This window comes from Amycolatopsis sp. TRM77291 (assembly GCF_054166285.1).
Genome location: NZ_JBSZHF010000005.1, coordinates 1 through 2835, shown reverse-complemented (window position 1 = coordinate 2835; position 2835 = coordinate 1). Strand labels below are relative to the sequence as shown.

The 2835-nt window shown below is 66.6% G+C and carries 1 protein-coding gene; it reads right to left on the bottom strand.

The annotated features are described in order from the left end of the window. On the bottom strand, positions 1-2835 hold a 2835-nt coding region (locus ACXIZN_RS43005; RefSeq protein WP_457960752.1), incomplete at both ends, for a multifunctional oxoglutarate decarboxylase/oxoglutarate dehydrogenase thiamine pyrophosphate-binding subunit/dihydrolipoyllysine-residue succinyltransferase subunit.

Below are 2835 nucleotides of genomic sequence, written 5' to 3'. Positions count from 1 at the left end.
TCCGTCGAGGGCGTGACGGCGGAGCAGGTGGAAGTAGTTCGCCGGGGTGGACGGGACCGCGACGGTCATCGAGCCTTCGGCGCACAGTGAGAGGAAGCGCTCGATGCGGCCGGAGGTGTGGTCGGGGCCCTGGCCTTCGTGGCCGTGCGGCAGCAGCAGCACGACGTCGGAGAGCTGGCCCCACTTGGCCTCGCCGGAGGAGATGTACTCGTCGATGACGGTCTGCGCGCCGTTGACGAAGTCGCCGAACTGTGCTTCCCACATGACCAGTGCTTCGGAGTTGGCCACGGAGTAGCCGTATTCGAAGCCGACCGCCGCGTACTCGGACAGTGCCGAGTCGTAGATCATCACGCGGCCCTGGTTCTCGGCCAGGCTGGCCAGCGGCGAGTACTCCTGGCCGGTCTTGCGGTCGATCAGCACCGAGTGGCGCTGGGTGAAGGTGCCGCGGCGGGAGTCCTGGCCGGACAGCCGGACCAGGCGGCCTTCCATGGCCAGCGAACCGAAGGCGAGCAGCTCACCGAACGCCCAGTCGATGCCGCCTTCGCGGGACATCTTGTGGCGGCGTTCCATGACCGGCTTGACCCGCGGGTGCGGGGTGAAGCCTTCGGGCACGTTGAGGAAGGCGTCGCCGATGTGCTCGATGACCTCGGTGGTGGTCGCCGTGGGCACCTTGGCCGGGACCTGCTGCTCCTCTTCGACCGAGGGGCTGGCCTTGGCCGGGTGCTTCTCCAGCTCGCGGACTTCGTTGAACACGTGCTCCAGCTGGCTGGAGAAGTCGCGCAACGCGGCTTCGGCCTCTTCGACGGAGATGTCGCCGCGGCCGATCAGCGATTCGGTGTAGGTCTTCCGGACCGAACGCTTCGTGTCGATGATGTCGTACATCGCCGGCTGCGTCATCGACGGGTCATCCGATTCCTGATGCCCCCTTCTCCGATAACAGATCAAATCGATGACCGCGTCCTTGTGGAACGTCTGCCGGTAGTCCATCGCCAGTTGCGCGACCCAATGTGCCGCTTCCGGATCATCGCCGTTGACATGGAAGATGGGGGAGCCCGTCATTTTGGCGACGTCCGTCGCGTAGTACGTGGACCGTCCATGTTCCGGTTCCGTCGTATACCCGACTTGGTTGTTGACGATGACGTGCACGGTGCCGCCGGTGCGGTAGCCGCGCAGCAGCGCCAGGTTCAGGGTCTCGGCCACGACGCCCTGGCCCGCGAAGGCCGCGTCGCCGTGCATCAGGACGGGGAGGACGGTGAAGCCTTCTCCGCCCTTGTCGAGGATGTCCTGCTTGGCGCGGACGATGCCTTCGAGGACCGGGTCGACGGTCTCCAGGTGCGACGGGTTCGCGGTCAGCGACACCTTGGTCTCGCCGTCGCCGAACATGCGGAAGTACTTGCCCTCGGCGCCGAGGTGGTACTTCACGTCGCCGGAACCGTGCGCCTGGCCCGGGTCGAGGTTGCCCTCGAACTCCTGGAAGATCTGCGCGATCGGCTTGCCGACGATGTTCGCGAGCACGTTCAGGCGGCCGCGGTGCGGCATGCCGATGACGACCTCGTCGAGTTCGTGCTCGGCGGCCTTGTCCAGCAGGGTGTCGAGCAGCGGGATCGCCGTCTCGCCGCCTTCGAGGGAGAACCGCTTCTGGCCGACGTACTTGGTCTGCAGGAAGGTCTCGAACGCCTCGGCGGCGTTGAGCTTCGAGAGCACGTACTTCTGGACGGCGGGGTCCGGCTTCTCGTGCGGGATCTCGACGCGGTCCTGGATCCAGCGGCGCTCCTCGGGGTCGAGGATGTGGGTGTACTCGATGCCGACGGTGCGGCAGTACGAGTTGCGCAGCACGCCGAGGATGTCGCGCAGCTTCATCCGCTCCTGGCCGGCGAAGCCGCCGACCGGGAACTCGCGGTCCAGGTCCCACAGGGTCAGGCCGTGGGAGAGGACGTCGAGGTCGGCGTGGCTGCGCTGCCGGTAGTTCAGCGGGTCGGTGTCGGCCATCAGGTGACCGCGCATGCGGAAGGCGTCGATCAGCTCGATGACGCGCGCGGTCTTGTCGACCGGGCCGTCCGGGATGTCGGCGACCCAGCGGATCGGCTCATACGGCAGGCGCAGGCTGGTGAAGACGTCGTCGTAGAAGCCGTCCTCGCCGAGCAGCAGCTCATGGATGCGCTTGAGGAACTCGCCCGACTCCGCGCCCTGGATGATGCGGTGGTCATACGTCGAGGTCAGCGTCATGATCTTGGAGACGCCGAGGTCGACCAGGGCCTTCTCGCTGGTGCCCTCGAAATGCGCCGGGTACTGCATGGCGCCGACGCCGATGATCGCGCCCTGGCCCGCCTGCAGGCGCGGCACCGAGTGGTTCGTGCCGATGCCGCCGGGGTTGGTCAGCGAGATCGTGGTGCCGGCGAAGTCGTCGGCGGTCAGCTTGCCGTTGCGGGCCTTCTTGACGATCTCCTCGTAGGCCTGCCAGAACTGCATGAAGGTCATGTTCTCGGTGGCCTTGATGGAGGCCACGACGAGCGTGCGGGCACCTTCCTTGCCCTTCATGTCGATCGCGAGACCGAAGTTCACATGCTCCGGCGTGACCGCGAACGGCTTCCCGTCGATCAGCTGGTAGTGCCGGTTCATGTTCGGGAAGTTCTTCAGCGCGCGGACCATCGCGTACCCGATGAGGTGCGTGAAGGAGATCTTGCCGCCGCGCGTGCGCTTGAGGTGGTTGTTGATGACGATGCGGTTGTCGGCCATCAGCTTCGCCGGCACGGCACGCACGCTCGTCGCCGTCGGCACGGACAGCGACGCGTCCATGTTCTTCGCGATCGCCGCCGCCGCGCCGCGGAGCTGCTT